The following is a 25,700-nucleotide window of genomic DNA, read 5'->3' on the forward strand; positions in this document are numbered from 1 at the left end:
TGGCCGAGCAGGGTATCGCCTCCCAGCTGCAGCCAGCGCTGGGTCAGCTGCTCGGCGCGTGCCTCCAGCTCTGGCAGATGTTGCTGGCGCACCGCCAGCTGGCGGGCCAGCTCCTGACGCTCGCTCTCGCAATGGATGTATTGATGATTGAGCCGATCCCATTCGAGTTCGAGGCTTCTGACCCGCTCCGCCAGCTGACCCAGGATCCCCGCCACTTGTGGTTGGCTCTGGCTGTAGGGGTGCTCCCCGGAACCGCACAGCGGGCAAGGTTCGCCATCGCTCAGGATATGGCGATACTGCTCGAAGCTGGCGATGGCGCGGGACTGCTCCAGCGCATGGCGCGCCTCATCCCGCTGCAGGGCGAGCCGCTCGCGGGCGGGGGCCAGCTCTTCGCCAAGGGTGGCGAGCTTGCCCAGCGCCTGCTCCAGCTGGGCAACCTCCTGCTGCAAGCGGCCATGTTGTTCGCCGTGGTTGCGGCCATAATCGGCCAGCTCCAGCAGCTGGCGCAGCTGGCCCAGCTGTTCGGTTTGCTGCTGCCACTGCTCCTGCGCCTTGGCGAGGCGGCTCTCCCACTGCTGCTCCTGCAACTCGTTCTGTTGCTGTTGCAGCCGAGCTTGTTCATGTTGCCAGTAGTCGCGCTCTTGCTGGCCTTGCTCCAGCTGGCGCTGCAACTGTTGCAGGGCGCGCAGCTTGTGATCCCGCAGGGTGAGCAGTTGCTGCAGCTTGTCGGCATCCTCGGCCCAATCCTGCATGGCGCTGAGCAGGGGCTGCCACTGGCGGGCCACCGGTGCCAGCTCCTTGTGCTCTTCGAGCCAAAGGCCCCACTGCTGGTGCTGCTGCTTGAGCAGCTCCACCTGTCGGCTCTGCTCGCGCCAGCCCTGCTCCAGCGTGAGTTGCACTTCTCGCTCCTGTGCCCCCTCCAGCTGGATCTTCTGCAACTGCTGCACTTTCTCCCTGATGCGGGTATCGAGCTCTTGTGCCCGCTTGAGTTCGGGTTGCAGGGCACCCCATTCCCGCTCGGCGGCGATCTTCTCCGCCAGCAACTGCTGTTCGGTCAGCGCGCTCTGCTGGGTCTGCTCCTCGAGTTTGGCAAGCTCCGGCCCCAGCTCGGCGATCACCTTCTCCTGCTGCTGTACCTCAAGGGTGAGGCGGGCCAGCTCGTCGTGATCGGCTCGGGCCACCTGGGCCTGTTCGGCACGGGCAAACTCCTCGCGCTCGGGGGCCGCGGCGCCGTGGGCCTGCAGGGCGGCATCGAGCGCCGCCTGTCCATCGGCGCAGCCCTGCAGCTGGGCGGCAATGCGGCTGTTGAGGTCGCGCAAGTCCTGCATCAGCAGCTGCTGTTGCTGCTCGTGCTTGAGGGTGGTGGAGAGGCTCACCTGCTGGCTTACCCACTGTTCGCGGGTCGCTTCATCCATCAGCGCCACGTCGCCGAGGCGCTGGTCGATGGTGGCCAGCTTCTGCTGCTCTTCCCGCGCCCGTTCATAGGTCTGGATGGAGATGGCGGAGTAAAGCTCGGTGCCGGTCATCCGTTCGAGCAGGGCGGAGCGCTCGTTGGCATCCGATTTGAGGAAGGCGGCAAACTCCCCCTGCGGCAGGATCACCGCGCGGCGGAACTGCTCCCAGGAGAGACCCACCAGCTCGTCGATGCGATCCTGCAGCTCCCGCTTGCTGCCGGAGAATACTTGCCCGGACTCCACATCGGTCAGGGTGCGCTCCTGCGCCTGAAAACGCCCCTCCGAGCGGTTTCGCGCCCGGCGCACCGCCCAGCGGGCCAGCCAGATGCGGCCATCGCAGCCACGAAACTGCACCTCGGCAAAGCCGCTGGCGTGGCCGCGACTGAGGATGCCGCGCACGTCGTTGGCCTTGAGTTTCTCCTCATCATCCATGCGGCCCACTTCGGCCACATTCTTGCGATTGGCGATAAAGCGCGGCATCTCGTCGTAGAGGGCCAGACAAATGGCGTCGAGCAATGTGCTCTTGCCTGCGCCGGTATTGCCGGTGATGGCAAACAGACCCGCGGCGCCGAGCGCCCCCCTGGTAAAGTCGATGGTGAAGGGGCCGGTCAGACTGGCCAGATTCTCACCTGACAGAGACAAGATTTTCATTGGTTTGACTCCTTCACCTGCTCCAGGATCTCTTCAAACGAGGCAACCAACCCAGCCTCGGGCTCCCCCTCGAACTGGCGCTGATAGCAGAGGCGAAACACCTCGGTGGGGGAGAGCTCATCGAGCCTGCGCCGCTCGCGACCATCGGCCAGCCCTTCCCCCGTGCCCTGATATTGGGTGCTGATGCGGGCCAGACGCACCGGTTTATCTGCGATGGCGGCGAGAATGCGCTCGCGGATGCGGGCCTCGGGCTTGGGCAGTAGCAGCCGCACTTCGAGGAAGGGCTGTGCCTCTTGTGGACAATCAGGCAGCTCGAGCGATGCGATGGCGTTCAGCGCGTCGTCGAGGGTGCTCTGGGGCAGGCGGATCATCTCCACCGCGCGGGGCACCGGGATCCGCTCCAGCCCGGCCAGTTTCCCCTCTGCAAAGGTCACTTCCAGCACCTGATGGTTGTAGTTCGCTTCGGCAAGCGAAAGCGGCAGCGCCTCCCCGCAGCGGGCGCGCCCTTCGGCCAGCACCTCGGCGTAGACCTGTCGAACCCCTTCGATCAGCCTGTCTTGTCCTTCTTCCAACGACTCTACCCGCAGATCGCTGCTGCGCAGGAAGGGCACGGCTGCGCACCATGCGGCGATCTTGCCCTCCCGGTCTTGCAGCGGTACCAGCAGACGGTCGGTCTCGAGCTTGCCCTCACTGTCGCGGCTGATGCTGCCCACCAGATGCAGATCGAAGGCGCGAAGCAGTTCGTGTGGGGCATCGAGCTTGGAGGGGGAGTCGTGGTTGCCGCCGATCAGCACCATGTTGAGGTGGGGCATCTCGGCACGCAGCCGCGCCAGAAAACGGTAGAGCTGTTGCCAGGCACTGGCGGGGGGATTGGCGGTATCAAACAGATCACCCGCTACCAGCAGGGCATCGATCTCGCGCGCCTTGAGGGTGTCACTCAGCCAGTCGAGAAAGGCATCGTGTTCAAAACGGCGGTCATGGCCATGAAGTTGATGGCCAAGGTGCCAGTCGGCGGTATGGAGGATTTTCATTGGAAAGCAGCCCGGTTGCAGGGATGGTGCCGGTGGCACCCGATGGAGACAAGATGAGGATGCCCCTTGCTTTTTTCAAGTAAAACAGGGGGCTGGCATCGATTCAGGCGGGTTCGCAGCACATCCGGTATTGGGGGTGGCCGGTGAGGGGATCGGGCTCCTCGGCCTCGATGACAAAACCGTGGCGGCGATAGAAACGCACCGCCTGATCGTTCTCGACAAAGACCCGGGCGTGGAGCGACGCCCCCTGACGCTTGGCCTCCAGTAGCAGGGCGTGGCCGACACCGCGGCCCTGACGGTCGGGGCGCACGAAGAGGGCGGCGAGATAGTTGTCCACCATCGCCATGAAACCGAGCAGATCGCCGCGCTCCTCGAACACCCAGATGGCGGCGCGATCGAGATAGCGGGTACGCAGATCCTCCTGGGCCTGCCACCAGCAGGAGGCATCGACGAAATCGTGGGCCTGCAGGGAGGCCAGCAACCAGATTTCGACGATTTCTTCCATGTCTTCCGGGCGACTGGGCCGCAACATACTTTCATCCTTATTAACAATTTACTTTCGCAGTCTAGGAGAACTTGATGAACAAACAGGTGACATAAATGAGACCCTGTGAGGTCGATCGCCCTTTATTTAGCGAGAATGATTGGCTGATCACAAAGCGCCTCTCTAGTACAATGCCCGCCGGACAATCTAGAGACCGAGGACGCCATGTGGTTTAAAAACCTGCAGATTTATCGCTTTACCCGCCCCTTTGACCTGACCGTTGATCAGCTGGAAACCCAGCTGGAAGCCTGTGCCTTCACCCCTTGCGGCAGTCAGGACATCTCCCGTTTCGGGTGGGTCAAGCCCCTTGGCAAATTCGGCTCAACTCTGACCCACTCTGCCTCCGGCCATATCCTCATCTGCGCCCGCAAAGAGGAGAAGATGCTGCCCGGTACCGTGGTCAAGGAGATGCTGGCCGAGAAGGTAGAGGCGATCGAGTTCGAACAGGGACGCGCCCTCAAGAAGAAAGAGAAGGAGGCGCTGAAAGAGGAGATCCTCCACACCCTGCTGCCCCGTGCCTTCAGTCGTACCAGCCAGACCTTCGCCTGGATCAATCCGGCCGACAATTTGATGGTGGTGGACGCAGGTTCTGCCAAGAAGGCGGACGATCTGCTGGCGCTGTTGCGCAAATCCATCGGCTCCCTGCCGGTGGTGCCGGTGGCTCTCAAGAACCCGCCCGAGATCACCATGACCGAGTGGCTGAACGAGGGCAACCTGCCCGCTTCCTTCACGCTGGAAGATGAAGCCGAGCTGCGCAGTGCCATGGAGCACGGCGGCATCATCCGCTGCAAGCAGCAGGATCTGATGACGGATGAAATCAAGAACCATCTGGCCAACGACAAGCTGGTGACCAAGCTGGCCCTTAACTGGGGCGAGACCGTCAGCTTCGTGCTGGGGGATGATCTCTCCATCAAGCGCCTGAAATTCAGCGAAGAGCTGCGCGAGCAGAACGACGACGTCACCAGCGAAGATCCGGCCGCCCGTCTGGATGCAGATTTCGCGCTGGTGACCGCTGAGCTGTCCCAGTTTATCCCGGCGCTGTTTGCCGCCCTGGGTGGCGAAGAGCAGTCCATCTAACCGGACTTGCACCTGTTTGGCCTCTGCCATCCCATCGTAAAAGCCGCCTTCGGGCGGTTTTTTTATATCTATTGCGGATAGCCATTATTGATAGATGAGTAAGATATTGATCTTGTTCAATAACTTGAGCTGTCAGCGCCAATCGTGACATAGTCCCTCTTTATGGTCATAAAACAGACAAGGAGAGTGTCATGTTGCGCAAACCTCTGGGGCTCGCTATCGCCCTTGCCCTGCTGGCCGGTTGTGCCAGTGACAACGGCTTTCACTACACCCCGCCAGCCCAGACCCTGATCGCACCCGAAGCCGCCAGTGGCTGGACCGACAAACAGGGCTGGCAGGGCCATGATTTCATGGTGGCGGCCGCCAACCCGCTGGCGGTGGATGCGGGCTACCAGATCATCAAGGCCGGTGGCAGTGCCGTCGATGCCGCCATTGCGGTGCAGCTGGTGTTGACGCTGGTGGAGCCGCAATCCTCCGGGATCGGTGGCGGGACGCTGCTGCTGGTGTGGGATGGCCGCAAGGTGAGTGCGGTGGATGGCCGCGAGACGGCGCCGGCTGCCGCCACCGACCAGCTGTTTATGCAAGATGGCAAGCCGCTGGCGTTTTATGACGGGGTGGTCGGGGGCCGCTCGGTCGGCGTTCCCGGTACCCTGCGCGCCCTGGCGCTGGCCCATCAGCGTTATGGCAAGCTGCCCTGGGCTGCGCTGTTCGAGCCCGCCATCACGCTGGCAGAACAAGGATTTGTGATAAGTCCACGGCTGGCCACATTGCTGGCCAAGGATCCCTATCTGGCACGGGATCCGCAGGCGCGAGCCTACTTCTATCAGGTTGATGGCAGCCCCAAAACGGCGGGCACCCGGCTGACCAACCCGGCGCTGGCCAAGGTGCTGCGCACTCTGGCTACAGAGGGGGCGGATGCCTTCTATCGGGGGCCGCTGGCGGATGCCATGGTGGCCAAGGTACGCCAGCATCCCACCAATCCCGGGGTACTGGCGGCCACAGATCTGGCCAGCTATCAGGCCAAACTGCGGGATGGCCTCTGCTTTGACTATCGCCAGAGCAAGATCTGCGGTTTCCCCACTCCCTCATCCGGCACCCTGGCACTCGGCCAGATCTTCGGCATGCTGGAGAGCCGCGATATGGCGGCCCTCAAGCCGATCACCACGAAGGAGGGGGGACTGGCTGCTTCCAGCGAGGCTATCCACCTCTACAGCGAAGCGGCGCGTCTGGCCTTCGCCGATCGCAACCAGTACGTCGCCGACAGCGATTTTGTCAGCGTGCCGGTGCAGGGGTTGCTGGACAAGGGCTATCTGGCCGAGCGCGGCAAGCTGGTTGGTCAGCGTTCCATGGGGATTGCCAAGCCCGGTACGCCGCCACTGGCGCTGGCACGCGGCAAGGATGCGACCCCGGAACTCCCCTCTACCAGCCATGTCTCGATCGTCGACAAGGCGGGGATGGCTATCTCCATGACCAGCTCCATCGAGGATGGTTTCGGGTCGCGTCAGATGGTCAACGGCTACCTGCTCAACAACCAGCTCACCGATTTCTCCTTCACCTCGGTGGATGCCGCCGGTCTGCCGGTGGCAAACCGGGTGGAGCCGGGCAAGCGGCCCCGCTCCTCCATGTCACCCCTGCTGGTGTTTGACAAGCCAAGCGGCGAGCTGACCATGACGCTGGGCTCGCCGGGGGGCTCCGCCATTATCAACTACGTGGGCAAGACCCTGCTCGGTACCCAGGATTGGGGCCTGAACCTGCAACAGGCCATCAACCTGCCCAACTTTGGCAGCCGCAACGGCCCCACCGAGCTGGAAGCGGGACGCACCCCCATGTCGGTGGTCGAGGGATTGAAGGCGAGGGGACACGAGGTGGTATTGAACGAGCAGACCTCCGGCCTGCAGGGGGTTGAGCGCAACGCTGGCGGCTGGTTTGGCGCAGCGGATCCGCGCCGGGAAGGGATCGCCAAGGGGGAGTGAGGTTCCCATAGCAACAAGGCCAGCATAATGCTGGCCTTGTTGTTGATGGAGCGTGACGGAGCGCTTACTGGATACCCAACAGCTCCACATCAAAAATCAGCACTGATCCCGGCGGGATTTTGCCCGCGGCGCGGTCGCCGTAGGCGAGGTTGGCGGGGATGTAGAAACGGGTCTTCTCACCTTCCACCATCAGCTGTACCCCTTCGGTCCAGCCGGCGATCACCTGATTGAGGCCAAATTCGATGGGCTCGCCACGGGCAACCGAGCTGTCAAAGACGGTACCGTCCAGCAACTTGCCCTCGTAGTGCACCTTCACCTTGCTGGTGGCAGTGGGGTGAACGGTGCCGGTGCCCGGGGTCAGCACTTCGTACTGCAGGCCGGAGGCGGTGGTGGTCACCAGCGGTTTGTCCTTGTTGCTGGCGAGGAACTCGGCGCCAATCCGCACGTTGTCGGCCGCCAGCTTCTTGTTGTTGCTGCTGGAGTAGAAGTAGTAGGCCACACCGGCGATGAGCAGCGCGATCAGTATGAATTTCATCGGTTTTTCCTGTTCCATGAAATGTAAAAAGTGCAATGAGGACGCCATCTTATCGCGCACCGCCCCTGATGGCGAGCCACAGGGCAGGAGGATGTGTACGGGCAGGCAAAGCTCGGCGACTTGGACGCAAAAAGGGGCGAGTCGCTGACTCGCCCCTTGTCATGGTTGTGACGCTTACTTGGCAGCCACCATCATCAGGGCGGGCAGGGCGAAGAAGAGACCCGCCACATAACCCAGTGCCAGCAGCTTGTTCTCGCTGCCTACCCGGGCAAGCCCCTCGGCGGCGCGCACCGGCAGGTCACGCAGGAAGGGGATGCCATAGATGAGCACCACGGCGAAGAGGTTGAACAGCACGTGGACCAGCGCGATGGTCATGGCCAGCTGGGCTCCGGCTCCGCTGATGGCGGTGGCAGCCAGCAGGGCGGTGATGGTGGTACCGATATTGGCCCCCAGGGTGAAGGGGTAGAGCTGACGGGTGCTGAACACGCCGCCGCCGGCCAGCGGGATCATCAGGCTGGTGGTGGTGGAGGAGGACTGCACCATGATGGTCACCAGCGCACCGGAGGTAATGCCGGTCAGCGGGCCACGGCCCAGCGCCTTGTGCAGCACCTCTTTGGCGCGGCCAACCAGTACCTGTTGCAGCACTTTGCCGAGATACGTGACGCAGGCGAGGATCAGCAGGATACCGATGATGATAGTGGCGATGGCGGCACCCTTGCCCGGCAGGAAGGCAACGGCGCTGTCAATCAGCTGCTGGGCCGGAGCGGTCAGCGGCTTCATGAAATCCATGCCCTTCATCGACATGTTGGCGGAGCCTACCAGCAGGTTGGCCAGCCACTCGGCGCTGTGTTGCAGCAGACCGAACATCAGCTCCAGCGGCAGGAAGATGAACACCGCCAGCAGGTTGAAAAAGTCGTGCACGGTGGCGGCGGCGAAGGCGCGGCGGAACTCGGCGCGATCCCGCACATGGCCCATGGAGACGATGGTGTTGGTGATGGTGGTGCCGAGGTTGGCACCCATCACCATGGGGATGGCCATGCTGATGGGCAGGCCGCCAGCCACCAGACCGACGATCACCGAGGTGACGGTGCTGGAGGATTGCACCAGCGCGGTAGCGAGAATACCCAGCAGCAGGGCGACAAAGGGGTTGTTGGCAAAGGCGAAGATCTGGGCTGCGCCCTCGGCGCCGCCGGAGAAATCTTTGAAGCCGTGGGAGATGGCGCCCACGGCGACCAGGATCAGGTAGACCAGTACGATGACACTCATCCAGTTGAACAGGGCGCGGGTCGCGGGCGGCTGTGACAAGGAGTGATGGTGTTGCATAAAGCCTCTTGAGACGGTCGTTCCGTCTTGGGTTGTTGATGACCCGCGCATTTAATCAGTGGTTAATGACAGAAATATGACAACGTGACATTTCGATGATGTTTTTATGACGACGAACTGCGGCGACAGGCGCTGACCGAGCCGGTTGGCTCTGGGATGGCAAAAGGGGGGACGAGAGCACTGCCGCCTTGTCAGCCGGAATGTGATCGCTACACTGCGCCCCTTTATTGGCAAGCAGGAGTAAACAAGATGATGCGTGCATGGATCCTCTCTCTGTCGCTGGGGCTGCTCTCGGCAGGGGCACAGGCCAGCCTGTTGAAAACCGACTGCAACCTCGACAAGGCCCTCAAAAACGAAGCGGTGAATGCCACTCTGGGTGTCAAGGGCAACTGTGATACCAGCAAGCTGGTGAAGCAGGAGAAAGAGAAGGTGAAAGCCGAGGTGCAAAAAGGCCGTACCGACCTGCTGGGCGAGCAGCGCGCCGATCTCAAGGAGAGCGGCAACGGTATGCAGCAGAAGATGGACAAGGCAAACCAGCAGCTGCACAAGGCAGAGCAGGATGCCAAAACCATCGCTCGCGATCCGCTCAAGGCTGCAGCGACCGCGGTGCTGGATAAGCAGTAAGCAGACCGGGCCCAAGCCCGTGTGACCGGCAAGAGACCGGAAGCAAAAAGGGGAGCCATGGCTCCCCTTCTGTCTATCCGTTATCCGCAAAGGATCAGGCGTCAGCCGCTTCCTCGTACTGACGGAACGGGATACGGAACACCGCCAGACGCAGGAACAGATAGGTTGCGCCGAGGCCAGCCCAGATCAGGCCCAGCTCCAGCGAGCTCTGCTCCAGGTTGATCCAGAGGGCACCGATGGTGGCGGCACCGAGCAGCGGCATCAACAGGTAGATGACGTGATCCTTGAGGGTCTTGTTGCGCTTCTCGCGTACCCAGAACTGACCGATCACCGACAGATTGACGAAGCTGAACGCCACCAGTGCGCCGAAGTTGACCAGCGCCAGCGCGGTATCCAGATCAAACGACACGGCGGAGAGGGCCAGACCGCCCACCATCAGCACGTTGATGGCCGGGGTGCGGTATTTCGGGTGGATGTAGCCAAACACCCGCTCCGGGATCATGCGGTCACGCCCCATCACGTAGAGGATGCGCGACACACCGGCGTGAGCCGCCATGCCGGAGGCCAGTACCGCGACCGTGGTGCAGACCAGAACCACCGACTGGAAGAAGGTGCCGCCAACGTAGAGGGCGATCTCCGGCAGTACCGCATCCGGATGCTGGAAGCGGGCGAGGCTCGGGAAGTAGAGCTGCAGGCAGTAGGAGACCACCACGAAGATGATGCCGCCGATAAGGGCAGTCAGCACGATCGCCTTGGGGATCACCTTGCCGGCGTTCGGGGTCTCTTCGGAGAGGGAGCTCAGACCGTCAAAGCCCAGGAACGAGAAGCAGAGGATGGTGGCACCGGTAAAGAGCGGTACCAGCTGTGCTGACTCGAAGTGGAACGGACGGCTGCTCATCAGGGTGCCAGCCCCTTCACCGTGGTAGATGCCCCACGCCATCAGGCCGATAAAGAGGGTGATGATGGCCAGCTGGATCACCACGATCAGACCGTTGAAGTTGGCCACCAGATTGATGCCGCGCAGGTTCAGGAAGGTCATCACGGTCACCAGACCGAAGATGAACACCCAGGGCTCGACGCCCGGGAACATGGCGGTCAGGTAGATCTTGGCCAGCAGAATATTGATCATCGGCATGAACATGTAGTCGAGCAGGGAGGACCAGCCGACCATGAAACCGACGTAGGGGTTGAACACCTTCTGGGCATAGGTATAGGCAGAGCCCGCAGAGGGGAACTTGCGTACCAGATGTCCGTAGCTGAGAGCGGTGAGCAGGATGCCACCCAGAGCCAGCAGATAGGCGGTGGCGACCCGGCCATCGGTGATGTCACCGACGATGGCGAAGGTGTCGAAGACAGCCATGGGGGTCAGATAGGCCAGACCCATCACAATCACTTGTGTCAGGGTAAGGGTCTTGAGCAGCTTGGCGTTTTGCGATGCCATTACGCTTTCTCCTCAATCAGTGCCGCAGCACGTGCTTGCAACGAGCGCAGGGATACGATGGATTCGCAAGCCTGTACATCAAGGGCGCCGGGGAGGCGCATACCGGGCTGTACCGGCAGGAAAGCATTAAAACGCCCCATTGTTATCCTCTCAACGTCGGGAGATTGTTTGGCAATCTCGAATATCACTTCCGGAAACGTTCCGGCCTCTTGTGGTGGGTTTGTACTGCACTTCAAAAATACAAAAACCGATGTCGCAGTGAACATCGGTCCTTTATTGGCGGCGTATTGTGCATTCGGTCAGCCCCCTTGACAAGCAAAAAAGGGCGGATTAACGCATTTTTTTGCATACGCACGGGGCAGGTAAGTGGTCACTCGCCCCCTGCAGCCGTCCCCGAGCCGCTCCCCCTTTTTCGGGGGGGAAGAGAACCCTGTCATGGCGTATGAAAAATCGGCAAATCGGGGCTGCAGGGTGCATAGCGCCTCAACATTGATCCTGATCATATTTGGCGGAGCTCCCCCGGGCTCGAGTCCAGCGAACTTATCGGCTGGCGGGTGATGGGAGGGGTTGAAGTGGAAAAAGATCTATTGCATATCCATTCATATTAATGACTGGGGATGGGGGGCTATGCGGCTTGAGCCATGGCACGGCGAGCAGTCCGGCTGGGTAGTTATTTGAAATCAGTCACACTTCCTGCAGAAACCGCATTTCTGGCAACCTGTGCTGCTGGCAACCAGTGAGCCGCAAAAACAACAAGGAGCCCGCAGGCTCCTTGTTCTCTATCGGTGGAAGGGGCGCCAGCGGTTACTGGGCGATCTCCACCTTGTCGGCGGTATGCAGCGGGATGCGGAACACGGTGAGGCGCAGGAACAGGTAGATGGCCCCCAGCGCCGCCCAGATCAGCCCCAGCTCGAAGGAGGAGGGTTCGAGGTTGAGCCACAGTACCCCGATGCAGGCGGCGCCACAGAGCGGCAGCAGCAGGTACATCAGGTGATCCTTGAGACACTTGTTGCGGCCCAGCTTCACATAGAAGTGGGCAATCACCGCCAGATTGACGAAGGTGAAGGCCACCAGAGCGCCGAAGTTGATCAGCGCCAGCGCCATCTCCAGATCCAGCGACACCGCAGAGAGGGCCAGCAGGCCGACCAGCAGCACGTTGAACGCCGGGGTCTGCCACTTCGGATGGATGTAGCCGAAGAAGCGGGCGGGCAGGGCGCGATCACGACCCATCACGTAGAGCAGGCGCGATACACCGGCGTGGGAGGCGAGCCCCGAGGCCAGCACCGCTACTGTGGTGCAGACCAGCACCACCGCCTGGAACAGCTTGCCGCCCACATAGAGGGCGATCTCCGGCAGTACCGCATCCGGATGCTGGAAGCGGGAGATGTCCGGGAAGTAGAGCTGCAGGAAGTAGGAGGTGGTGACGAACAGCACACCGCCGATCAGCGCCGTCAGCACGATGGCGCGGGGGATCACCCGATCCGCGTCCGGGGTCTCTTCCGACAGGGTGCTGATGGCGTCAAAGCCGAGGAACGACAGACAGAGGATGGAGGCCCCCATCAGCAGCGGTGACACCTGGATCTGCTCGGAGAAGAAGGGGCGGCTGCTGGCCACGGTCCCCAGCCCTTCACCGTTGTGAACGCCCCAGGCGATCAGGCCGATGAAGATGGCGATGATGCTGAACTGCATCACCACGATCAGGCTGTTGAAGTTGGCCACCAGCTTGATGCCGCGCAGGTTGAGGGCGGTCATCACCGCCGCCAGACCGAAGATATAGGTCCAGGGCTCTACGTTCGGGAAGAGGGCTTCGAGATAGATCTTGGCCAGCAGCATGTTGATCATCGGCATGAACATGTAGTCGAGCAGGGAGGTCCAGCCCACCATAAAGCCGACATAGGGGTGAAACACCTTCTGGGCATAGGTATAGGCGGAGCCGGCTGACGGGAACTTGCGCACCAGATGGCCGTAGCTCAGGGCAGTGAACAGCATGCCGATGAGGGCAAACAGGTAGGCGGTCGGCACATGGCCTTCGGTGATCTCGGTAACGATGCCGAAGGTGTCGAACACAGCCATGGGGGTGAGGTACGCCAGTCCCATAACCACGACCTGCCACAGTTTGAGGGTCTTTTTCAGACCAACCTGCTGGGCCGCCATTATGCATGTTCCTCATGCAGTGCCAGAGTGGCACGGTCCATCAACGAAACCGGGAGAGAGGCCCGGGAATCAAGGGCGCCAGGGCGGCGCATACCGGCCATGGCCGGTTGGAAAGCATTGAGATGCCCCATGTTGTTCCTCACTAGACTTGGTGTCGGGAGACTGCTGCCAATCTCGCTATCTTTTCCGGGGGTGATCCGGCCTCGTTTATGGGTGTGTTCACTGTCTAAAAAAGAACCGATGCCATTGTTTTGCATCGGTTCTTTCAGTGGCGGCGCATTGTGCATTTGCAGGGCCCCCTTGACAAGAAAAAAAGGGGGCAAAATTGCATTTATTTGCACAGGTGAGTGGTCACTTTCCTGCTGGTCAGGCCAGCACGGCCTCCAGTGATTTTTCAAGGAGTTGCAGCCCCTCGTCAATCACTGCCGCAGGGGCTGTCAGGGGGGCGAGAAAACGGATGACATTTGCACGCACCCCGCATGAGAGCAGGACCAGACCGCGTTTGCCCGCCTCGGCCACCAGACGTTTGGTGAGGTCGGGATCGGGCTGGCTGGCATCACGGCGTTTCACCAGCTCCATGGCTACCATGGCACCGGGGCCGCGAATTTGACCTATGCAGTCAAAACGCTCGGCTATGCGTTCCAGCCCCGCCTTGATCTGCTCCCCCTGATCCAGCGCTTTCTGGTTGAGTTTCTCCTCGTCGATCACCTGCAATACCGCCAGCGCGGCGGCGCAGGCAATGGGGGAACCGGCATAGGTACCACCCAGACCACCCGGCTTGGCCGCGTTCATGATCTCTGCCTTGCCCACCACCGCCGAGAGAGGGAAGCCCCCCGCCAGACTCTTGGCCAACGTCATGATGTCCGGCTCGATGCCGGCATACTCGGTGGCGAAGGTCTTGCCGGTGCGGCAAAAACCGCTCTGGATCTCGTCGCAGATCAGCAGAATGCCGTGCTGGTCGCAGACGCTGCGCAGCTTCTGCATAAAGCTCGGGGAGGCGGGATAGAAGCCCCCTTCGCCCTGTACCGGCTCGATAATGATGGCGGCAACCCGGCTCGGCTCGATGTCGGCGCTGAAGCAGAGCTCGAGGGCGTGCAGGGCATCCTCTTCACTTACCCCGAGATAATCGGCGGGGAAGGGGATGTGGTAGACCTCCCCCGGGAAGGGGCCAAAGCCGGTCTTGTAGGGCACTACCTTGCCGGTGAGCGCCATCCCCATCATGGTGCGACCGTGAAAGCCCCCCTTGAAGGCGATGGTGCCGCTGCGACCGGTGTGGGCGCGGGCAATCTTGATGGCGTTCTCGACCGCCTCGGCGCCGGTGGAGAGAAACAGGGTGCGTTTCGGGGTCGGGCCGGGCACCAGGGCGTTGAGCTTTTCGGCAAGCTCGATATAGCCCGGGTACGGGGTGACCTGAAAGCAGGTGTGACTAAACTTTTCAAGCTGATCGCGCACCGCCGCCACCACTTTGGGGTGGTTGTGGCCGGTGTTGAGCACGGCGATGCCGGAGGCAAAGTCGATGTATCGGTTGCCCTCCACATCCCACAGCTCGGCATTTTGCGCACGGTCGATAAAGACCGGCAGCAGGGTACCGACGCCATTGACCACGGCCGCTTCGCGGCGCGCTTGCCACGCCTTGTTTGATTCTGACTGACTCATCTTTCCTCCCTGAGGGGCCGCAGCCCCCGATATTCCCTGAAAATGTGGCAGGCGTTTTGGCGCCTATTACCGCCGATCAGCCCATCGGGCCAGATCGGCGGCGCCTTGTCTCTCTGTTGCAGCCCTAGCGAATGGCGCCAAAGCAGAGGTATTTGGTCTCCAGATACTCCTCCAGCCCCTCGGCGGCCCCTTCCCGGCCCAACCCCGACTCCTTGATGCCGCCAAAGGGGGCCAGCTCGGTTGAGATGATCCCCTCGTTGATGCCGACCATGCCGTATTCCAACTGTTCGGCGACGCGCCACACCCGGGCGATATCGCGGCCATAAAAGTAGGCGGCCAGGCCATAAGGGGTGTCGTTGGCAATGGCGATGGCCTCGGCTTCTGTCTCGAAGCGCACCAGCGGGGCGACCGGGCCGAAGATCTCCTCCTGCAGGATGGGATTGGTTTTATCCACCTTGCCCAAAATGGTGGGTTGGTAGAAGAGGGGACCAGCGGGGTGAGCTTCGCCCCCCAGCAGCACTTCGGCACCGGCGGCGACCGATTGCTGCACCAGCTCGGCCACCTTGCTGGCGGCAGCCGGGTTGATGAGCGGGCCGATCTGGGTGCCCTCCGCCATGCCATCTCCCACCTTGAAGGCGGCAACGGCGGCAGTCAGCTTCTCGGCGAAGGCGTCATAGACGCTGGCCTGCACCAGAATGCGGTTGGCGCAGACGCAGGTCTGCCCGGCGTTGCGGTATTTGGAGGCGAGCGCCCCGGCCACCGCGGCGTCGAGGTCGGCGTCGTCAAAGACGATAAAGGGGGCGTTGCCACCCAGCTCCAGCGACAGCTTTTTCATGGTGTCGGCGCACTGGCGCATCAGCAGTTTGCCGATGCGGGTGGAGCCGGTGAAGGAGAGCTTGCGCACCACCGGGTTGCTGCACAGCTCGTTGCCCACCGCGCTCGCCTGATGGCTGGTGACGATATTGATGACACCAGCGGGGATGCCCGCTTGCTCGGCAAGCAGCGCCAGCGCCAGCGCGCAGAGCGGCGTTTCTGCGGCGGGTTTGATGACGATAGTGCAACCGGCGGCCAGCGCCGGGCCTGCTTTGCGGGTGATCATGGCAATGGGGAAGTTCCACGGAGTGATGGCGGCGACCACGCCCACCGGCTGCTTGATGGTGGCCAACCGGCGGTCACCACTAAAGCCCGGGATGGTACGGCCATAGGCGCGCTTGCCCTCTTCGGCGAACCACTGGATAAAGCTGGCGCCGTAGGTCACTTCCCCTTTGGCTTCCGCCAGCGGCTTGCCCTGCTCGCAGGTCATGATGCGGGCCAGTTCATCGCTGTGGGCGGTGATGGCGGTAAACCAGGCGTAGAGCTTGTTGCTGCGCTCCTTGGCGGTGAGGGCTGCCCAAGCGGGTTGCGCCGCATGGGCGGCCGCGATGGCGCGGCGGGTATCCTCGGCATCCATGTCGGGCACCTGGGTAATGACGGCACCGCTGGCGGGGTTGGTGACCTCGAAGGTGCGGCCGCTGGCGGCCTCGCACCACTGTCCATCTATATAGGCGCGGGATGTGATCAAGCTGGAGTGGGATGTTGTTCCTGACATGAGAAGCCTCGAGTGTGGGTCAAAGCAGCTGGTTGCCGGAGTGAGCCGACCCTTCCTGCGCCGCTGCCGTATAAAATAATAAGCACAGGAAGACCATAATTTGAGCTGAAATGTTTTTCAAGTGTTAAATATATTTGAATTGCTGGGGGGCGCCATGCTAGAAAATGGGCTGTGTAGCGCGTTTTCTCCGGTTCGCTTGCAGGCTGCAAGTGGGCAAACGACCGGGAGATGGTAAATCAGGTGTGCAAAATAATGAACGGTTTCGCTGTGTAACATAGTGAACGGCAAGGGAAAGCTGGTCGGCTATTTTAACCAGCAGGGTAAACAGGCAGCGCCTGATCCGATGCGATCACGCGCAAGCAGGAGAGGCTGATGATGCAAGGATGCAGATATGGCGCAGCAGGGGGCTTGTCATGAGCGGGCCGCAGAGCCGGGAGAGCGTGGCTCGACCGTTGAGTGCGGCTGATGCCGGGGCGTGCACCATGGGGGAACGGCTGGCGGCGGTACGCCATCAGCTGGGGCTCTCCCAGCGGCGGGCGGCCGAGCTGAGCGGTCTGACCCACGGTGCCATCTGCATGATCGAGCAGGACAAGGTGAGCCCCTCTGTGGCCTCCCTGCAAAAGCTGCTCACCATCTATGGCCTGCCGCTGTCGCGCTTTTTCGCCGAGGAGGAGAGCCGCACTCCGGAGGTGGTGATCAAGGCGGATCAGCTGATCGAGCTGGGCAGCCAGGGGGTCTCCCTCAAGTTGGTGCACAACGGCAACAACCGCCGCCAGCTCGGCTTTATGCTGGAGACCTATCCCCCCGGCACCGACACCGGCGGTCAGGTGACCCATCAGGGGGAGGAGGTCGGCACCGTACTGGAGGGGTCGGTGATCCTGACGGTGGCGGGCCAGAGTTATCAGCTGGAGGCGGGCGACAGCTATGTGATCGACACCGGCGAGCCCCACAGCTTCAGCAATCCGTCGGGGGAGACCTGTCGCATCGTCAGCGCCCACACCCCGGCGAGCTTTTAATCCTGACAGTAGTTTGGCAACCGAACCGGTAAGGAAACAGGGATTATGACCGAACATGTAAACAGTTACTACGCAGCCAGCGCTAATAAACACGCGCCCTACCCGACATTGACCGAGCAGCTGGAGTGCGATGTCTGCGTCATCGGGGCGGGTTATACCGGCCTCTCCAGTGCGCTGCATCTGGTAGAGAAGGGCTACAAGGTGGTGGTGCTGGAGGCCGCACGTGTCGGCTTTGGCGCCAGCGGCCGCAACGGCGGCCAGATCGTCAACTCCTACAGCCGCGACATCGACACCATAGAAGCGAACTGCCCGCCGGATCAGGCCAGGCTGCTCGGTTCCATGTTGTTTGAGGGGGGCCAGATCATCCGCGAGCGGATCAAGCGCTACAACATCCAGTGCGATCTGCAGGAGGGGGGCGTCTTTGCTGCCGAGACCGAGAAGCAGCTGCACGAGCTCAAATCCCAATACGCCCGCTGGCAGAAGTGGGGCAACGACCAGCTGGAGCTGCTCGATGCCAAGGGGGTGCGCGAGGTGGTCGCGAGCGATCGCTATGTCGGCGCCCTGCTCGACAAGAGCGGCGGCCATATCCACCCCCTCAATCTGGCGTTGGGGGAGGCGGAAGCGATCCGCATCCAGGGGGGGCAGATCTTCGAACAATCCGCCGTCACCAGTATCACCCCGGGGCAGCCAGCCTTGGTCAAGACCGCCAAGGGGGCGGTGAAGGCGAGCTTTGTGGTGGTGGCGGGCAATGCCTACCTCGGCAATCTGGTGCCGGAACTGGCCAGCAAGAGCATGCCTTGCGGCACCCAGGTGATCGCCACCGAAGTGCTGGGAGAGGAGCGGGCCCGTTCACTGCTGCCGCAAAACTACTGTCTGGAGGATTGCAACTACCTGCTCGACTACTACCGCACCTCCGGCGATCACCGGCTGCTCTATGGCGGCGGCGTGGTCTATGGCGCGCGGGATCCGGCGGATATCGAGCGGCTGATCATCCCCAAGATGCTCAAGACCTTCCCGCAGCTGGCCGACGTCAAGGTGGAGTACACCTGGACCGGCAACTTCCTGCTCACCCTGTCACGGCTGCCGCAGTTTGGTCGCATCGGCCCCAACATCTACTACATGCAGGGCTACAGCGGCCACGGCGTCACCTGTACCCATCTGGCTGGCAAGCTGCTCTCCGAGGTGCTGAGCGGTCAGGCGGAGCGCTTCGATGCCTTTGCCAAACTGCCGCACTACCCCTTCCCGGGTGGTCGCCTGTTCCGTATCCCCTTCACCGCCGCGGGCGCCGCCTGGTACACCTTGCGCGACCGCTTGGGGGTATAAGAGCTGCTCTGCGAGAAATGTGTACTGGTGGGGGCCGCTTAGTTAGCGCAGATGCCAGCACCAATACCGGAAACAACAAGGCCACCGCGAGGGTGGCCTTGTTGTTTATCAAGCAGTAGCGCGCTGATTAGCTGTAGAAGGCTTCAACGGTGCCCTTGAGTTTGATCAGGATGGGCTGACCACGGCGATCCAGCGCCTTGGGGGAGGGGATCTTCACCCAACCTTCGCTGATGCAGTACTCCTCGACATCGGTGCGCTCTTTGCCGTTCAGGCGAATACCGATCGGGTGCTCGAAGCAGGTGGCCACATAGTGAGGGCTGCGGGGATTGCAGGAGAGGTGATCCGGCAGAGCCGGTTTGGTGCTGGTATCGCTCATCGATATAACCCGAAATGAATAAAAAGTGGGTCATTGTAGAGAATGCCGCCATGGCATTCAAGGCAACGCCTACCCGCCCTGCCGCAGCATGTCAGCAATCAGCCAGTGTTTGTGAGTTCAAATGCCCCGCTGCCAATGCATGATGATCTCGGCGTGGCCGCTATGCTCGCATATTCTCTGCTCCCCCTCGTGAAAGCCGTTGCGGGTGTAAAAGCGCCGCGCCTGCTCATTTTCGGCGTAGACCGTTAACTCGAGCCGGTCATATTTGGCTTTGAGGTGATCGAGCAGTTGGCGACCCAGTCCGTGTGCTTGGTGATCTGGGGAGATAAACAGGGCGGCAACAGACCCCTGATACCAGGAGATAAACCCTGCCAGCTGCCCCTGCTCCTCATAAACCCAGCTCTCGCTAGCAGGCAGATAGATATCCCGCATCGCTGCACGCTGCGCATGCCAGAAGGCTGCTGGAATAAAGTCGTGGGCTTGTACCGATGCCTGATACCAGAGCTCGACTGCGGCATCCAGATCAGTGGCGGATAATGGACGGATCATCGTGGCCTCAATTACAAAGTGTGGAAATAACGCAATGACGTAGGCTCGATAAGCGCAGCGCAATCGGGCATTCGCGGTAGCGAGAGGGGGGAGAGTTCTGAGCCACTCCCGGTTCACCACCTTGGCCAAAATGACAAGGCTATGATTTATGCAATCCCTGTTACCGTATAGTGTCGCTCGACATTGACGGTAATTTCACCCCAGCGGGAGGATTTGACTCTGGCCTGATGGGCTTGAAAAGCCGCCTCATCAACAAACTCTTCGTATACATCGAATCGGCAGGGATTGAGAGTATCTTGGTTCACCTTAAAGATCAGACAGCCGGTTTCAGATCGGGTTAACTGGATATGGTTATCAAGTTCATCCTTGACCGCAGCCAAATCGTTGGAGGGGACGATAATAAATCCTTTTAATATTACTCTGCTCATTATTCACCTTGAAGGTTGAGAGGCGTCATTATTTCATGTTGAATATTTTATTAGCATTCATTTCGGCAAACTGTCCTGATAAAGTCTGCGCCAAACTTTGTTAAAATAAGTTCTTTTCTCTCTAGTCTTGTTGATGTTTGCTTGTCTTTTATAATTGTATTTTTCAGCGTTTGAATGTCATTCATTAAATCCACCATTACTCTTGGATAGTCTTCAATTCTACGAGGGACAGAGTAATGTTTTTTCCCCACAAACTTTACTAGATCTTCATTAGTGTAATCTCGATCTTGCCATGTTATTAACCCCAGGCGAATAAGGCTAGAATATGCTTTTTCCTTTGTGGAACTATCAAGCATTTCTTGCTTACAGAAATCACCAAACTCAGTGTAAAGCACCTTTGCATCCAGTGCCGTCATTTCACTAATCACTGAAGCATAGCTTGGGTGAACATCAGATTCATATTGCGTATCCGATGCGGACAATAAAAGCTGTGCGAAGAGTTTTTGAATTTCAGGTTCTTCGGCAGAGTAGGCTACATTTTTTAATATGTTGCAGCCAAGGCGAAGTGTTGGCTCTATACGCTGTTTAAGAGGTATTTTTTCGTACCCTTCAGCATAAGTATCTCGAAATGTTTTTAAATGAAAATTTAAAAAATCTGCAGGTAAACCAACAAGATTGTCAACAACCTTCAATATCGTGTCTGCAGTTTTGCACATGGTTGAAATAGGTGCTGAAACAGCATCAACAATATCGCCTTTAAGTACAAGACCATCAGTTGTAATACTTATCTCTTTTTCACCCATTGAGTTTACCATCCTTGAACTAAGTCTTTTATAAATTATTGTCTGTTGGGCTTCATGGGGATCAGCACCGACAAGTAAATAAGGTGTATCGCCAAGTTAATCAAGCCAACGCTACCGCGCGACCATGATACCGATTGAGGCCGTTTGTGGAAGGGCAGAGGGGCAAGAATCAGTGCCGGATCAATAAATTAAAACAACTTGGGTGGCAGAAACCACAAGGCCCCCGGGGTCGGGGGCCTTGTGATTGGGCCATCACTGGCTAGGCTGAGCAGGGCAATGCCGATCAGGGCAAGTCCAGGGTAAAGCGGGCGCCGCCGAGGGGGGATTCATCGACCCGGATCTGGCCGCCATAGCTGTGGACGATTTCGGTCACCACCGCCAGACCTATGCCCTGACCGGGTGAACTGTCTGCCCGCACGCCGCGCTGGAAGATCTGTTCCGATTTGGCCGGATCGATTCCCGGGCCATCATCTTCCACTTCGATACGCAGCCGCTCGAGATGGCGGCGCACCGTCACCTTCACTTCGCTGATGGCAAACTTGCAGGCGTTGTCGAGCAGGTTACCCATCAGCTCCATCAGGTCGCCCTGTTCGCCGTGGAAGAGGGCGTCATCATCGAACTTGAAGTGGGTTTGCAGCTTCTTGTGGCGATAGACCTTGGTCAGGCTGGCCAGCAGTTTTTCAATCAGCGGCACCGGCTCGGTGCCCTTGCTGGCAAGGCGCTGGCGGCCGGTCACGGCCCGTCTGAGCTGATACTGGATCATCTGATCCATGGTGAGGATCTGCTCGTTGATGTTGTCGTGGATCTCCCGCCCCAGCTTCACTTCGCGGGTAGTGATCTGGATCAGCGCCAGCCGGGTTTTCAGGCTGTGGGCGAGATCGTTGAGGGCGTGCTGGTAGCGCTGGGTCTGCTGGCGTTCGTTCTCCAGCAGCTGGTTGATGGAGTCGGTCAGCGGGGCCAGCTCCCGCTCAAAATCGCTCGAGAGGTCATCGCGCTTGCCGGCCCGGATATCGTCGATCTGACGGGCGATGGTGCGCAGGGAGCTGAGGCTCCAGAAGGTGGTGAGCAGCAGCAGCCCGGCCAGCAGCATATAGGCGAGCAGTGCCTGTTTGGCGGTCTGGTAGAGGTAGGTGCGGGACTCTTCGTGATAGCGTTTGGCCGAGTCGATCATCACCACGTAGTAGGCGGTGGTGCCGCTGCCGGGATTGCGGATAAACCGCAGGCTGTAGACGAAGTAGCTCTCGCCGTTCTTGATGGTGTGCTTCTTGAAGAAGTAGTCGAGATCCATCCCCCCCAGATACTTCATCAGATCGCCGCAAATGGTCTGTTTGGCCTTGATTACCTCCGGCATATGGAGGCTCGACCAGACCAGATCGCCATCGGCGCGGCAGATCAGGGTATCGAGGTTGCGATCCCCTGCACCACGGGATATCCGCCCCAGCTCGACGTTCGACCCCTTGTCATCCGGCTCGGTGGAGGAAAACAGCTTGGCCAGGTTCTCCTGCATCCGGGCGCTGGCCTTCTGGGTCTGCTCCTCGACGTGGCCGAGGTAGAGGGCGTAGACGGCAAACCCCATGATCAGCGCGATGACCAGCAGCGAGCTGAGCAGCAGTTTGATGTGCAGTGAGCTGCGGATCATCTTGATGGGGCGCGGCAGATGAAACTGCATCAGTTACAGGAAAGGTTGAAGATGTAACCCTGACGCCGGATGGTGGAGATGGGTTGAATCGTCCCTTCCGGATCCAGCTTCTTGCGCAGGCGGCTCACCATCACCTCGATGGTGTTGGGGTCCCCTTCGCCGTCGCCGTAGAGCTGGTCGAGCAGTTGCTGCTTGGAGACCACCTGACGGGCGTTACGCATCAGGTACTCCAGAATGAGGTATTCAAAGCTGGTGAGCACCGCCACTTCACCGGCGATGGTCAGCTCCTTGCGGGAGAGATCCAGCTCGTAATCACCGGCCTTCACCCTGGGTGAGATAAAACCGGCGCTGCGGCGCACCAGCGCATTGAGTCGGGCCAGCAGCTCATCTTTCTGGAACGGTTTGACCAGATAGTCATCAGCACCGGCTTCCAGTCCTTCAACCTTGTCCTGCCAGTTGCCACGGGCGGTCAGCACAATGATGGGGAAAGGGATCTGCCGTTCACGCAGTTGCCGGATCAGTTGCAGGCCGTCCATATCGGGCAGACCGAGGTCGATGATGGCCACATCAATGGGATAGTCGGCGGCGTAGTGCAGTGCAATCCCGGCCTGGTCGGTGCTGTAGACCTGATTGTCGGCTTCGGTCAGCAGAGAGGAGAGGTGGTGATTGAGCAGCTTGTCGTCTTCGACCAACAGAATTTTCATGATGTGAGCGGTCATAGGGATCCAGGCTGTCAATTAGAAAGTGTATGTCGCTTCGAGTCAATTCGAATCCTAATGCATCCCGGCTGTATCAGGACTGAATCAGCGGGACTTCAGAGTTCGCGTCAACTGGTCGTTTAACCATGGTCCGGGTTGTCGATGGCCTGCTGGTCGGCAGCCATGCTGCGAAAGGTTTGATGTGATGAGAGAGATGGCCGGAAGGCTGCTGGCGCGACTGCAACAGCGTGAGCGCAGCGACCTCCTCTATATTGTCTGGCTCTGCTGGGGGGCAGCCTTGCTGCTCTACGTGCTGGGGTCGCCCTGTTTTCTGTGGCCAGTGGCGCCGATGCCGCTGGTTCTGCTTGTGTGGTTGGTGGAGAGAGTACGGATGTTTGGAAGAAACAAAGGTGGTGCGGCTACTGCGTCGGCGGGGGCCACCGTGATTGCAGCCGGTGCCCGCTTCAAGGGCGAGTTGCAGGTGGAGGGGGATCTGGAGGTGCGCGGTCAGGTCAATGGCACCATCCAGCTCATCGGTGGTGTGCTGCGCATCATGCAGGGCGGTAGCGTTGAGGGAGAGGTGAGTGCGCCCCACGTGATCATCAATGGTCTGCTGGAAGGCACCTGTACCTCTGCCGAGGTGGAGATCCTGGAGAGCGGCAAGATGCAGGGGATCTTCAAGGGGGGCAGCCTCTCCATCTGCAAGGGCGGCAACTTTGTTGGCCAGTCCCAGCCCACCGTGGCCGGCAAGGCCGATCCCGTGTTGCAAGCCTTGTCTGAAAACAGTTCGTCCGGGAGCAAGCAGCCGGAGAACAAGAGCAATGTGAAAAAGCTGCCGCACGAGCCGAAAGGCAAGTCGACCGAGGAGCTGGCCAAGCAGGCGTAATGCTCTTTGCCAGCGTGCTGTTCAGGAAAACAGAGAGGGGGCCACGATGGCCCCCTCTGCATTTCCTCATTAGCAGTTAGCTGCGGCGCGGCGGCAGCATATTGGTGAGGGTGTTGTCTTTGAGAATATGGTGGTGATAGAGGGCCGCCACCGTGTGCAGGCCGATCAGGGCGTAACCGATATTACCCAGGGTCTCGTGCACCTCCTTGATCAGCCCCTTGAGGTCTGGACTTGGGGAGAGCAGGGCAGGCAGCTCAAGCCCGAAGAAGGGGATGGGTTTGCCCGCGGCGCTCAGCAGCAGCCAGCCAAACAGCGGGGTGAGAATAAGAAAACCGTAGAGGGCGAGGTGGGCCAGTTTTGCCAGCTTGTGCATGACCGGGGAGAGCTCGGGCACGATGCGGGGTGTCGGGCTCATCCAGCGCAGGGCCAGTCTGACAAACACCAGAGCGAAAATAAGCAGCCCCAGCATAAAGTGCCACTCCTTCATGAGGTCCCGGCCAGGGTCCCCCTTGGGGAAGATATCGCGAAATTCGATCAGGGCGTAGACGGCGATCATGGCCCACAGGGTCAGCCAGTGCAGCCCGATATTCAGGGTGCCATAACGTTGTTCACTGTTCATCAGCATAGGTTTGTTCCTTCGAAGTGTTGTCACATCCGTGTGGCATCCCCGCACTCAAGAGTGTCGGGGTGAGGCCTGATCCTTTGGCGGCAACAGGCTGGCTGCCATGCTTGCCATCAACCGGCAGCCTGCGGCTGGCCTCAGTCAGAGAGGAGATGTCCTCTGCTGTCTGCATGGTATCACTGGCAATCGGGTGGATAGTCTGATCAATGCCACACAATTTACAGGCTCATTAAGCCCCTTGTGACGTGAAGAAGGCGTGAAATAGCATCCGTGATGTCGGCCCGCCCAGGTTCAGGCGGGCTCGATGGCCAGCACCATGCAATCCGGCTCGCTGATGCGAAAACGGACATTGCAGTCAAACAGCCGCACTCCGTACTCCTTCTCATCGGGCTTGCCCTTCTTGTAGGCGGGGCGCGGATCTTGTGCCAGCACTTCGCTCACCAGCTGGCGCAGCTCGGGATGGGCCTTGAGCCAGGGTTGCAACTGCTGCTCGGCCTCGGCACTGAAGCTCACCGCCAGCGGCGGGGTGGGGGCGTCGGGGGCAAAACCACCACGGGCATCCGGCAGGCTGTCGGCATAGGGAAGATAGGGTTTGATATCGACGATGGGGGTGCCATCGAGCAGATCCACCGCTCCCAGCTCCAGCCACAGCTTGCCCCGCTCGCGACCGACCCCGTGCAGTTCGACCACAGAGAGGCCAAGCGGATTGGGGCGGAAGGTGGAACGAGTGGCAAAGACGCCGACCCGTTCGTTGCCGCCAAGGCGCGGCGGGCGCACCGTCGGGTGCCAGCCCTGCGCCATGGTCTGGTGAAAGACGAAGCTGAGCCACAGATGGGAGAACTGCTCGATGCCGCGCAGCACATCCGGCTGATCGTAAGGGGGGAGCAGCTCGAGGCGGGCGCGGGCCGATTTGACCAGACCGGGCTGGCGGGGGATGGCGAACTTCTCCTTGTAGGGAGAGCGGATGATCCCGAGGGTGTCGATTTCGAACTTCATGGCGGATCCTGACTGAAAACCCCGGCAATTTAGCACAGGCGGCCCCAAAACGCAGGCTTGGCCTCATTACGCCCTTTTCTGTGGCGCTGCCGTGATCCCTGTCCCATCCCGGCCAGTCGGGGGCTGTGCCCACGCGCCAAGTTGCGTAGGGTGGAGGCAACTGGCGTGTCAGGATGAAATATGCGCACTCGCGCCTAAGGGGGAGGGAGAGGGATGAAACTGCTGATTATTGGTGGCACCGGCTTTTTGGGGCACCACCTCACCGCGCTGGCACTGGATTGGGGCCATGAAGTGACCCTGTTCAACCGTGGCC

General features: G+C 60.3%; 25 protein-coding genes. 7 read left to right on the forward strand and 18 right to left on the reverse strand.

The window, feature by feature from the left end:
- The 3 genes from AACS18_RS18790 to AACS18_RS18800 form a co-directional block, all read right to left on the reverse strand.
- A partial coding sequence (locus AACS18_RS18790) for an AAA family ATPase (protein ID WP_146184794.1) occupies positions 1-2,105 on the reverse strand: 2,105 nt, incomplete at its 3' end.
- Positions 2,102-3,136: an exonuclease SbcCD subunit D C-terminal domain-containing protein gene (locus AACS18_RS18795; RefSeq protein ID WP_108613021.1), complete on the reverse strand. Its 1,035-nt coding sequence runs from the start codon at positions 3,134-3,136 to the stop codon at positions 2,102-2,104. The genes AACS18_RS18790 and AACS18_RS18795, both read right to left, overlap by 4 nt.
- A 103-nt stretch (positions 3,137-3,239) precedes the next feature.
- Positions 3,240-3,668 carry a GNAT family N-acetyltransferase gene (locus AACS18_RS18800; protein WP_108613022.1) on the reverse strand — a complete coding sequence of 143 codons (429 nt, stop codon included), beginning with the start codon at positions 3,666-3,668 and terminating at the stop codon, positions 3,240-3,242.
- Positions 3,669-3,845: 177 nt separating this feature from the next.
- Between AACS18_RS18800 and rdgC the strand changes: the two genes are divergently transcribed.
- Both rdgC and ggt read left to right on the forward strand, forming a co-directional pair.
- The gene (gene rdgC, locus AACS18_RS18805; RefSeq protein ID WP_005347467.1) at positions 3,846-4,757 is read left to right on the forward strand and encodes a recombination-associated protein RdgC; all 912 of its coding nucleotides are present in this window, start codon (positions 3,846-3,848) and stop codon (positions 4,755-4,757) included.
- 191 nt (positions 4,758-4,948) lie between these two features.
- On the forward strand, positions 4,949-6,730 hold the full coding sequence (gene ggt / locus AACS18_RS18810; protein WP_108613023.1) for a gamma-glutamyltransferase: 1,782 nt from the start codon (positions 4,949-4,951) through the stop codon (positions 6,728-6,730).
- Positions 6,731-6,794: 64 nt separating this feature from the next.
- Here ggt and AACS18_RS18815 read toward each other — a convergent pair whose 3' ends face one another.
- Both AACS18_RS18815 and AACS18_RS18820 read right to left on the reverse strand, forming a co-directional pair.
- Complete coding sequence (locus AACS18_RS18815; protein WP_005338245.1) at positions 6,795-7,265, reverse strand: FKBP-type peptidyl-prolyl cis-trans isomerase; 471 nt, start codon at positions 7,263-7,265, stop codon at positions 6,795-6,797.
- A 174-nt stretch (positions 7,266-7,439) separates the two neighbouring features.
- The gene (locus tag AACS18_RS18820; RefSeq protein ID WP_069554592.1) at positions 7,440-8,588 is read right to left on the reverse strand and encodes a sodium:phosphate symporter; all 1,149 of its coding nucleotides are present in this window, start codon (positions 8,586-8,588) and stop codon (positions 7,440-7,442) included.
- Between the two features lie 249 nt (positions 8,589-8,837).
- On the opposite strand from AACS18_RS18820, the gene AACS18_RS18825 reads away from it, so the two are divergent.
- Complete coding sequence (locus AACS18_RS18825) at positions 8,838-9,212, forward strand: hypothetical protein (protein WP_108613024.1); 375 nt, start codon at positions 8,838-8,840, stop codon at positions 9,210-9,212.
- A gap of 94 nt (positions 9,213-9,306) precedes the next feature.
- On the opposite strand, the gene AACS18_RS18830 is transcribed toward AACS18_RS18825, so the two are convergent.
- From AACS18_RS18830 to AACS18_RS18850, 5 genes are all read right to left on the reverse strand, one after another.
- Positions 9,307-10,653, reverse strand: a complete 1,347-nt coding sequence (locus AACS18_RS18830; protein ID WP_058057766.1) for an APC family permease — start codon at positions 10,651-10,653, stop codon at positions 9,307-9,309.
- The gene (locus tag AACS18_RS18835) at positions 10,653-10,793 is read right to left on the reverse strand and encodes a hypothetical protein (RefSeq protein WP_005338239.1); all 141 of its coding nucleotides are present in this window, start codon (positions 10,791-10,793) and stop codon (positions 10,653-10,655) included. Before AACS18_RS18835 ends, AACS18_RS18830 begins: the two co-directional genes overlap by 1 nt.
- Positions 10,794-11,457: 664 nt before the next feature.
- Positions 11,458-12,807, reverse strand: coding sequence for an APC family permease (locus AACS18_RS18840; RefSeq protein WP_005359067.1), 1,350 nt, complete (start codon positions 12,805-12,807; stop codon positions 11,458-11,460).
- Between the two features lie 366 nt (positions 12,808-13,173).
- Positions 13,174-14,463, reverse strand: a complete 1,290-nt coding sequence (gene gabT / locus AACS18_RS18845; RefSeq protein ID WP_108613026.1) for a 4-aminobutyrate--2-oxoglutarate transaminase — start codon at positions 14,461-14,463, stop codon at positions 13,174-13,176.
- A 124-nt stretch (positions 14,464-14,587) separates the two neighbouring features.
- Positions 14,588-16,051, reverse strand: coding sequence for an NAD-dependent succinate-semialdehyde dehydrogenase (locus AACS18_RS18850; RefSeq protein WP_108613027.1), 1,464 nt, complete (start codon positions 16,049-16,051; stop codon positions 14,588-14,590).
- A 413-nt stretch (positions 16,052-16,464) separates the two neighbouring features.
- Here AACS18_RS18850 and puuR point away from each other — a divergent pair, with 413 nt between their 5' ends.
- Entirely contained in the window at positions 16,465-17,067 is a 603-nt protein-coding gene (puuR, locus tag AACS18_RS18855) for an HTH-type transcriptional regulator PuuR (protein WP_108613028.1), read from the forward strand.
- A gap of 45 nt (positions 17,068-17,112) precedes the next feature.
- Complete coding sequence (locus tag AACS18_RS18860) at positions 17,113-18,390, forward strand: NAD(P)/FAD-dependent oxidoreductase (RefSeq protein WP_108613029.1); 1,278 nt, start codon at positions 17,113-17,115, stop codon at positions 18,388-18,390.
- Between the two features lie 127 nt (positions 18,391-18,517).
- On the opposite strand, the gene AACS18_RS18865 is transcribed toward AACS18_RS18860, so the two are convergent.
- The 6 genes from AACS18_RS18865 to AACS18_RS18890 form a co-directional block, all read right to left on the reverse strand.
- Positions 18,518-18,766 carry a DUF3297 family protein gene (locus AACS18_RS18865; RefSeq protein ID WP_108613030.1) on the reverse strand — a complete coding sequence of 83 codons (249 nt, stop codon included), beginning with the start codon at positions 18,764-18,766 and terminating at the stop codon, positions 18,518-18,520.
- 117 nt (positions 18,767-18,883) lie between these two features.
- The gene (locus tag AACS18_RS18870) at positions 18,884-19,315 is read right to left on the reverse strand and encodes an N-acetyltransferase (RefSeq protein WP_108613031.1); all 432 of its coding nucleotides are present in this window, start codon (positions 19,313-19,315) and stop codon (positions 18,884-18,886) included.
- A gap of 146 nt (positions 19,316-19,461) precedes the next feature.
- A complete protein-coding gene (locus AACS18_RS18875; RefSeq protein WP_108613032.1) occupies positions 19,462-19,743 on the reverse strand; it encodes a putative quinol monooxygenase in 282 nt (93 codons plus the stop codon).
- A gap of 50 nt (positions 19,744-19,793) precedes the next feature.
- Positions 19,794-20,546 carry an Abi-alpha family protein gene (locus AACS18_RS18880; RefSeq protein WP_181363328.1) on the reverse strand — a complete coding sequence of 251 codons (753 nt, stop codon included), beginning with the start codon at positions 20,544-20,546 and terminating at the stop codon, positions 19,794-19,796.
- Between the two features lie 283 nt (positions 20,547-20,829).
- Positions 20,830-22,215, reverse strand: coding sequence for an ATP-binding protein (locus AACS18_RS18885; protein WP_005338217.1), 1,386 nt, complete (start codon positions 22,213-22,215; stop codon positions 20,830-20,832).
- Positions 22,215-22,889, reverse strand: coding sequence for a response regulator transcription factor (locus AACS18_RS18890; protein ID WP_041201856.1), 675 nt, complete (start codon positions 22,887-22,889; stop codon positions 22,215-22,217). The genes AACS18_RS18885 and AACS18_RS18890 overlap by 1 nt, the downstream gene beginning before the upstream one ends.
- Before the next feature lie 199 nt (positions 22,890-23,088).
- Between AACS18_RS18890 and AACS18_RS18895 the strand changes: the two genes are divergently transcribed.
- Entirely contained in the window at positions 23,089-23,769 is a 681-nt protein-coding gene (locus tag AACS18_RS18895; RefSeq protein ID WP_108613034.1) for a bactofilin family protein, read from the forward strand.
- A 76-nt stretch (positions 23,770-23,845) separates the two neighbouring features.
- Here the strand turns inward: AACS18_RS18895 and AACS18_RS18900 are convergent, their stop codons facing one another.
- Entirely contained in the window at positions 23,846-24,394 is a 549-nt protein-coding gene (locus tag AACS18_RS18900; RefSeq protein WP_064341216.1) for a cytochrome b, read from the reverse strand.
- A 288-nt stretch (positions 24,395-24,682) separates the two neighbouring features.
- Positions 24,683-25,387, reverse strand: coding sequence for a tRNA (N6-threonylcarbamoyladenosine(37)-N6)-methyltransferase TrmO (gene tsaA, locus AACS18_RS18905; RefSeq protein WP_108613036.1), 705 nt, complete (start codon positions 25,385-25,387; stop codon positions 24,683-24,685).
- Between the two features lie 213 nt (positions 25,388-25,600).
- Here tsaA and AACS18_RS18910 point away from each other — a divergent pair.
- Positions 25,601-25,700: NAD-dependent epimerase/dehydratase family protein (locus AACS18_RS18910; protein ID WP_339373266.1), on the forward strand; the 100-nt coding region annotated here is incomplete at its 3' end.

Origin of the sequence: Aeromonas sp. HMWF015, from assembly GCF_963878965.1 — a bacterium.
Lineage (GTDB): Bacteria > Pseudomonadota > Gammaproteobacteria > Enterobacterales > Aeromonadaceae > Aeromonas > Aeromonas veronii.

Bases quoted from the DNA above. Each gene is read 5' to 3' on its own strand.
- AACS18_RS18795 (WP_108613021.1), bottom strand. From the start codon at position 3,136: ATGAAAATCCTCCATACCGCCGACTGGCACCTTGGCCATCAACTTCAT.
- AACS18_RS18800 (WP_108613022.1), bottom strand. From the start codon at position 3,668: ATGTTGCGGCCCAGTCGCCCGGAAGACATGGAAGAAATCGTCGAAATC.
- rdgC (WP_005347467.1), top strand. From the start codon at position 3,846: ATGTGGTTTAAAAACCTGCAGATTTATCGCTTTACCCGCCCCTTTGAC.
- ggt (WP_108613023.1), top strand. From the start codon at position 4,949: ATGTTGCGCAAACCTCTGGGGCTCGCTATCGCCCTTGCCCTGCTGGCC.
- AACS18_RS18815 (WP_005338245.1), bottom strand. From the start codon at position 7,265: ATGAAATTCATACTGATCGCGCTGCTCATCGCCGGTGTGGCCTACTAC.
- AACS18_RS18820 (WP_069554592.1), bottom strand. From the start codon at position 8,588: ATGCAACACCATCACTCCTTGTCACAGCCGCCCGCGACCCGCGCCCTG.
- AACS18_RS18825 (WP_108613024.1), top strand. From the start codon at position 8,838: ATGATGCGTGCATGGATCCTCTCTCTGTCGCTGGGGCTGCTCTCGGCA.
- AACS18_RS18830 (WP_058057766.1), bottom strand. From the start codon at position 10,653: ATGGCATCGCAAAACGCCAAGCTGCTCAAGACCCTTACCCTGACACAA.
- AACS18_RS18835 (WP_005338239.1), bottom strand. From the start codon at position 10,793: ATGGGGCGTTTTAATGCTTTCCTGCCGGTACAGCCCGGTATGCGCCTC.
- AACS18_RS18840 (WP_005359067.1), bottom strand. From the start codon at position 12,807: ATGGCGGCCCAGCAGGTTGGTCTGAAAAAGACCCTCAAACTGTGGCAG.
- gabT (WP_108613026.1), bottom strand. From the start codon at position 14,463: ATGAGTCAGTCAGAATCAAACAAGGCGTGGCAAGCGCGCCGCGAAGCG.
- AACS18_RS18850 (WP_108613027.1), bottom strand. From the start codon at position 16,051: ATGTCAGGAACAACATCCCACTCCAGCTTGATCACATCCCGCGCCTAT.
- puuR (WP_108613028.1), top strand. From the start codon at position 16,465: ATGAGCGGGCCGCAGAGCCGGGAGAGCGTGGCTCGACCGTTGAGTGCG.
- AACS18_RS18860 (WP_108613029.1), top strand. From the start codon at position 17,113: ATGACCGAACATGTAAACAGTTACTACGCAGCCAGCGCTAATAAACAC.
- AACS18_RS18865 (WP_108613030.1), bottom strand. From the start codon at position 18,766: ATGAGCGATACCAGCACCAAACCGGCTCTGCCGGATCACCTCTCCTGC.
- AACS18_RS18870 (WP_108613031.1), bottom strand. From the start codon at position 19,315: ATGATCCGTCCATTATCCGCCACTGATCTGGATGCCGCAGTCGAGCTC.
- AACS18_RS18875 (WP_108613032.1), bottom strand. From the start codon at position 19,743: ATGAGCAGAGTAATATTAAAAGGATTTATTATCGTCCCCTCCAACGAT.
- AACS18_RS18880 (WP_181363328.1), bottom strand. From the start codon at position 20,546: ATGGGTGAAAAAGAGATAAGTATTACAACTGATGGTCTTGTACTTAAA.
- AACS18_RS18885 (WP_005338217.1), bottom strand. From the start codon at position 22,215: ATGCAGTTTCATCTGCCGCGCCCCATCAAGATGATCCGCAGCTCACTG.
- AACS18_RS18890 (WP_041201856.1), bottom strand. From the start codon at position 22,889: ATGAAAATTCTGTTGGTCGAAGACGACAAGCTGCTCAATCACCACCTC.
- AACS18_RS18895 (WP_108613034.1), top strand. From the start codon at position 23,089: ATGAGAGAGATGGCCGGAAGGCTGCTGGCGCGACTGCAACAGCGTGAG.
- AACS18_RS18900 (WP_064341216.1), bottom strand. From the start codon at position 24,394: ATGCTGATGAACAGTGAACAACGTTATGGCACCCTGAATATCGGGCTG.
- tsaA (WP_108613036.1), bottom strand. From the start codon at position 25,387: ATGAAGTTCGAAATCGACACCCTCGGGATCATCCGCTCTCCCTACAAG.